The 5,957-nt window shown below is 52.3% G+C and carries 7 protein-coding genes; all 7 read right to left on the bottom strand.

Translation table 11 applies throughout. The features are described from left to right. Positions 1-332 (bottom strand): BMC domain-containing protein (locus BLS16_RS22890; RefSeq protein ID WP_143015573.1); only part of this gene is annotated, 332 nt, incomplete at its 3' end. Next, positions 329-1,672, bottom strand: a complete 1,344-nt coding sequence (locus BLS16_RS22885; RefSeq protein ID WP_092335885.1) for a 4Fe-4S dicluster domain-containing protein — start codon at positions 1,670-1,672, stop codon at positions 329-331. The genes BLS16_RS22885 and BLS16_RS22890, both read right to left, overlap by 4 nt. A 19-nt stretch (positions 1,673-1,691) precedes the next feature. Further along, positions 1,692-1,985 (bottom strand): EutN/CcmL family microcompartment protein, encoded by a 294-nt coding sequence (locus BLS16_RS22880; protein ID WP_092335883.1) that lies wholly within the window; start codon positions 1,983-1,985, stop codon positions 1,692-1,694. After that, entirely contained in the window at positions 1,982-2,908 is a 927-nt protein-coding gene (locus BLS16_RS22875) for an HFCD family protein (protein WP_092335882.1), read from the bottom strand. Before BLS16_RS22875 ends, BLS16_RS22880 begins: the two co-directional genes overlap by 4 nt. A 1-nt stretch (position 2,909) precedes the next feature. Beyond that, positions 2,910-4,409 (bottom strand): phosphate propanoyltransferase, encoded by a 1,500-nt coding sequence (gene pduL / locus BLS16_RS22870; protein WP_092335880.1) that lies wholly within the window; start codon positions 4,407-4,409, stop codon positions 2,910-2,912. A 138-nt stretch (positions 4,410-4,547) separates the two neighbouring features. After that, positions 4,548-4,859 carry a BMC domain-containing protein gene (locus BLS16_RS22865; protein WP_014902502.1) on the bottom strand — a complete coding sequence of 104 codons (312 nt, stop codon included), beginning with the start codon at positions 4,857-4,859 and terminating at the stop codon, positions 4,548-4,550. Positions 4,860-4,968: 109 nt separating this feature from the next. After that, positions 4,969-5,957: aldehyde dehydrogenase family protein (locus BLS16_RS22860; protein ID WP_092335879.1), on the bottom strand; the 989-nt coding region annotated here is incomplete at its 5' end.

Here is a 5,957-nt window from a genome sequence, read left to right as displayed (position 1 = left end):
GCTTCGATGAGGGAGGCAACGGTAAAGGTTTCTATGATGCCTAAGGCCTTAATATCCTTTAGAGCGTTCGCTCTTCCGATGGCGGGCAGGATTGAGGGATGGACATTGGGAATGACAAAGGAATCCACCACTGTCTCTGCTCCTAAGTCGACTCCGGCGTTCACGGATTGCTGGACTCCTGAGACATCCCCGCTGACCATGACGATGTATTTTCCGGGGCAGATGGTTTTGGCGACCAAAATGGTCACATCCGCTGTTTTGCTCATGATATCGGCGCATTCTATCCCTTGGGCTATGCTGGTTGTTTCCACCAGCCCTATGGCATGGATCATTTGGCTGCACCACCCTTCCCTATCGTTATGGCTTGGGGCGTTATTTGAGTCACTGTTCCCTCCAGGCTGGCATGAAGCTTGGCACCCAGGGCTCCTTCCGGGATATCCCCGATGAGCTGTCCCACTCGAACCCTGTCTCCGACCTTGACAACCGGTACGGCGGCGGCTCCGATATGCTGCTGCAGCTTGATACTGACTTCCTCCGGTTCATACTTATCTAAGGATAAGGGGGCGTCTTTGTACCAAGGTCTTAGTCTCAATCGATCCATGAGACGGGCGGAGGGCACTAAGCGATGTTGAGCCATGGGGTCTACTTTGCCCAGCTCTCCCTGATACTTGATACCCTTGGCTCTAAGCTCTGCCTTTAAGGCGATATTGACTCTGAGGGGTGAGATTCCCACCGGACAGGCGTAGGCTTCACAGACCCCGCATTCCGAGCAGGTTAGAGCACTGGTGACCAGGGTGGGGTCGCCGACGTTTTTGTAGTTTACGGCACGAATCAGGCGATGAGGCGGTAGTTCGTGGCCGATCAGATGTCTGGGGCAAAGATCCGTACAGAAACTGCACTGTTCGCAGACGGTTTTGGCAATGCGCAAGATGCTGTCCACGGTCATTCCTTTGCGTTCGATGAGCATGTGATTCGCCGGCAGCGCTATCAGTCCGCCGGTGGTTTTGGTGACCGGGGCGGAGAGGTCGCTGATTAAGCTGCCCATCATCGGCCCTCCATTAATATAGGCTAGATCTCCTCGTTCTCCACCCGCCAGTTCCAGGACCTCACGGATGGAGGTTCCGAGGGGTACGGTGACGGTGATGGGGTTTTTCACGGCCCCTGTAACGGTGAGGGTTCGGGTGGTGACGGGGGTTCCCTCAACGGCTTTGGCCACATTGATCAGGGTTTGGACGTTATTGACCACAACGCCGATGTTTAAGGGGATTCCACCCGGTGGTACTCGCCGTCCCGTGGTTAACCAGATGGTGATGACTTCGTCTCCCGCCGGATAGATATCCGGCATGATCACAATCTCCAGGTTATCTCGGGTTTGAACATAGGGGGTTAAAGCGGCTATGGCTTCTTTATATTTAGCTTTTAAAGCGATGATCCCTTTTTGGGCGCCGGTAGATTCCATGGCTAGGGTTAAGCCCTTGATGAGTTGTTCAGGATAGCGGGCGGCCAGTTGTTGGTCGGTTTTCAGTAAGGGCTCACATTCCGCCGCATTGACAATCACTATTTCGGCCTGGGCCGAGAGTTTGACATGGGTGGGAAATCCGGCGCCACCTGCTCCGACAACCCCTGCCTTTCGAACTTTCTCGCTGATTTCTTGAGGGGTTAATTTACTCATTTTTTCACCTGCTTAAGCTTTACGCTTCAAAGGTTTCTTTATCGATGATGCCGACGATGGTGGCATCAATAGGGATGTTGTTATTGGCTAAGCCTTGTCGGGCGGAGGATCCACTGGCGATCATGACGATTTCATCCTCGCCGGCTCCGATTTGGTCGGCGGCAATCAGGGAATTCCCGAACTCCCTGAGCTGGGGCGTTCCGTCCTCCTGATAGGAGAGGGTCACGGGTTGGACAACCAGGAATTTTAGACCGCGCAGGGATTCTTCTTTGCGGGTCGACCAGACATTTCCGATGACTCGGGCTAGGATCATCCTTGTCCCCTCCCTTTTTCTCTCTCCAGACAGAGCTCGATTCGCCGTTGTTTCAGGGTGTCTCGGGCTAAGGGGGAGATGACGGTTCCTGCACTGACCAAGACCCTTGAGGCTTCCGGAAATCCGTAGGCTTGTTTATCCCCTAGGAATTTCTTGGTATAGTAGATTTCTTCGCGCTTGAGGTCTGGTTCGTCAGCAAAGACTGACCGCACCGGTTGATTGATGACCGGGTATTGATTAGGTTGGGATTCCTTGGATTGAGCCTTTGACGCCTGGTTTACTGTCTTTTGTTCATCGGTGAGTAAGTTAGGTTGCTGACTAAGGAATTTCTGATCGAGGATTAGGTTGGGCTCCTGTGAGCCGAACTTTACGTCTGCACAGCTTGGGTTTAAACTCCTAAGGATCTGAACTCCAAAGGACTTTAGTTTCTCCAGATAGCCTTCATAAAGTTCCCGATAGGCTGCAGGTGTCCGGCTTGTAAAGCCCAGATACTCGGTGATGAGCTCTATAGAACTTCCCTGGCTGATCCCTCGTCCGATCAGTTCACTGATGGGGTTATCTCGTATTCCTAAGGCGGCTTTGGCTAAGGTATTGGCGGAACAGGTGGGTAGGATTACTTTGGGCCAGTCTGCTTTTCCCAAGGCCTCTTCCGCACTGATCCAACTCATCCCTGCCGGCAGTTCCGGTTTCGCCTGATAGACTTGGTCGCTGGGCAGGATGCGGAGGGTGTAGGTCTCTCCCCATCGTTCTTGGACGGTGGTTAAGACACCCGGGAAATCCGAGACATAGTTTAAGAGAACTAAGGCTTCGGATTTAACCCTTGACCAAGCGTCTTGACTTTTGCCGGTTCCTTGTAAGAGTCCCTGTAAGCTGGGATCTGACAGGATGCGGGTGACAATTTGGCGGATTAGTTCTTCATTCATGTCATACCCCCAGAAGGATGCCCTGGCTCGTGGCTTCAATGAGGGCCGCATTGGCTTCATCCAGATCCAGGTGCAGTTCTTTTTGGTATTGGTCACTGACACGGATTAAGACATCTTCATAGGTGATGGGGCGAGGGCTTTCGACTTTGACACAAATTCGGTCGCCATCCTTTAAACACCATTCCCGGGCATCTTCAGGATGGAGATGGATGTGTCGGCTGGCCACCATGACGCCGCTGGTTAGTTCGACGGTTCCGGCTGGGCCCTCAATCCTTAGTCCGGGGGTGCCTTCATGCTGGCCTGAGTCTCGGATCACTGGTTTGATGCCCAGTTTAAAGCAGTCCGTGACGCTGATTTCTACTTGGGTGTTTTTTCGAACGGGGCCTAAGACCCGTACCTTCTCCAGCCGTCCTTTAGGCCCGATTAAGCTGACGGTTTCTTGCGCCGCAAATTGTCCGGGTTGAGAGAGTTCTTTTTGGACGGTTAAGGTATAGTTTGCTCCAAAGAGGGCTTCCAGGTCGGTTTGGGAGAGATGGATATGCCGATTGGAGATCCCTACGGCAACTCGTTTTACCGGGGCTTCCTTCAGGCATTCCTGCTGGGATTCCCTCTGAGATTCCCTCTTAGCTTGGTTCTGACCTTCCTGGGTTATTCGGCTTCTTACTTCGCAGGCTAGAATGTAGAAGGCACTAGAGAGTCGATTCAGAGCCTGAATCAAGTCCGTTCGGCTGCATTCACCGTTTTCAGCGGTGAAGGCTCGGTTGGCATAGAGCTCCACTTCTCGGGACTTGGCTCTTAGCCGGTGAAGTCTAGCCACGATGGGGCCATGGGTATAGCTTAGCGGGGTGTGATCGATCCCATAATACTTTTTAGGATGATGGGATCTTTCCCGCAGTTCTTCCGGGCTTAGTCCCAGCAAGGTGCTCCATTGAAAGGGCTCTTGTTTGACTTCACTCACCATGAGTTGGCGGCAGAGGGCAGAGATTTCTTCCAGGTGCTGAATCAGCGTCTCTTCCCCTGCTTGCTGAAAGTAGCATTGGGCTTCAACCAGGTCACCTTGAAACAAGTCAAGTTGCCCGCGGTAGGCGATCACCGGGTGAGTCTTGGTGACTAACGCACCCTGATGCAGATGGGTCATGTGTTCCGGTTTAACCCCTGCTGGGGTTATTGGGGCTGCCGTCGGTGTCGTGGTATTTGTCGCTGCCAATGCATTTGTGCCTGTGTTCATAACCGTAGCTGCCGTCTGGGCTTGGGTATCCTGATGACTCTTAGGCTCTTCAGTAGGTTTAGATTGATACCCTCGGCTCAGGCTTTGGGCTGCCGTGGAAAAGGTGGTCTTATGAAGGTCTTGCAGTCCGTTTCCTTCGATCTGGACATCGATTCCCTTGGAGCGGATAAAGTCTCTGGCCGAGGGTGTGATCACACTTCCCGGCGGTAAGATGATCAGCTTTTCTTTATTTTTATGCCAATTGGCACGCAGTTCATATTCTGTGACGATCAAGTCCTCACCTCATTACAGAAGTCAGAGGTCGGAAGCCAGCGGTCAGTACACTTTGCTTCAATATTAATTAATTTTCTGTATAGATTGAAGTCAATGAGTTACGTTGTCTAACCTCTGGCTCGAACATTTGACCTTTACTTATTTATCTCCAAAGCTTTTGTTATCACCGACAGGCAGGATATATTCCACATCGTGATGGGGGCGTGGAATGACGTGAACGCTAAGGAGTGCTCCCACGCGTTGAGCGGCGGCGGCTCCTGCATCGACGGCGGCTTTGACCGCGCCGACATCGCCACGAACCATGACGGAGACTAGTCCGCCGGAGACGTGTTCTTTTCCGCAGAGTACCACATTAGCTGCTTTTAACATTTGGTCGGCTGCTTCGATCGCTGGGATTAATCCTTTGGTTTCTATCATGCCAAGTGCTATTACACTTCGATCTTGTGCCATTTTAGTCCCTCCCTAATTTCGTTGTTCGATATTCGATGTTCGTGGTTCGAGGCTTAGGATTCTTGTACGAGTCCCCAATCTTAATGGTTAAAGGTAGAGATTTTATTCTTTATTTACCGCATTTCATGCCGTTTATGTGCTGCATGACTTTGTTAAGAATTTCTTGCACTAACTCAGCATCGATTTGCGGATTTGCTGAAGTTTGTTGTTGGACTTGAGCTCTCTCCCTGCTTTCCTGGGCATTCATGGGCTCTACAGGTTTGCGCTCCGGAATTCCCAGATGCCAGGCCACTCGCTTAATGTTCAGCAGATGCATGGGGGTTACGTTTTCTGAGACACTAGATCCTGCCCAGGTGCCGCAGCCTAAGGTGAAGGAGGGGGCTAAGCCCGTAGTGGCTCCTACGCCGCCCATAGCTGCCGGTGTATTGATCAGCAAGCGGTTGACGGGTTTCTTCAGGGCAAACTCTCGGATGACTTCTAGGTTGTTGCAGTGCATGGCCAAACTATGTCCTACTCCGCCGGCTTCTAAGAGCTGGAAGCAGCGCTCGCAGCCTTCATGCCAATCCGCCACTCGGTAAAAGCCTAAGACGGTGGTGAGTTTTTCATAGGATAAGGGCCATTGGGGGCCGACGCCTGCTAAGGGGGCCACTAAGCATCTGGTTTGCTCCGGGATAGAAATCCCTGCCAGTTGGGCGATGAATTTGGGTTCTTTGCCCACAACTTTCGGATTGACTCCTCCGTTTGCTAACATGACCACCTTGGAGACTTTGGCCACTTCGTCGGGATCGAGGAAATGTGCGCCTTGTTTCTTAAGCTGGATAATGAGGTCATCGGCAATACATTCTTCGGCGACAATGGCTTGTTCGGAAGCACAGATGGTTCCATTATCAAAGGTTTTGCCCATGACGATATATTCGGCGGCTTTAGCCAGGTCGGCACTGCGTTCCACGAAGGCCGGGACGTTTCCGGGGCCCACACCGAGGGCCGGTTTTCCGCTGCTGTAGGCGGCTTTAACCAGGGCGCTTCCGCCGGTAGCTAGGATCATGGCTACATCAGGGTGTTTCATCAGTTCGTTGGTGGCTCCCATGGAGACATTCA

The organism is Desulfosporosinus hippei DSM 8344 (assembly GCF_900100785.1).
GTDB classification, from domain to species: Bacteria; Bacillota; Desulfitobacteriia; order Desulfitobacteriales; family Desulfitobacteriaceae; genus Desulfosporosinus; species Desulfosporosinus hippei.
The sequence above is the reverse complement of the archived record's forward strand: the minus strand, read 5'-3'. Positions and strand labels throughout refer to the sequence as shown.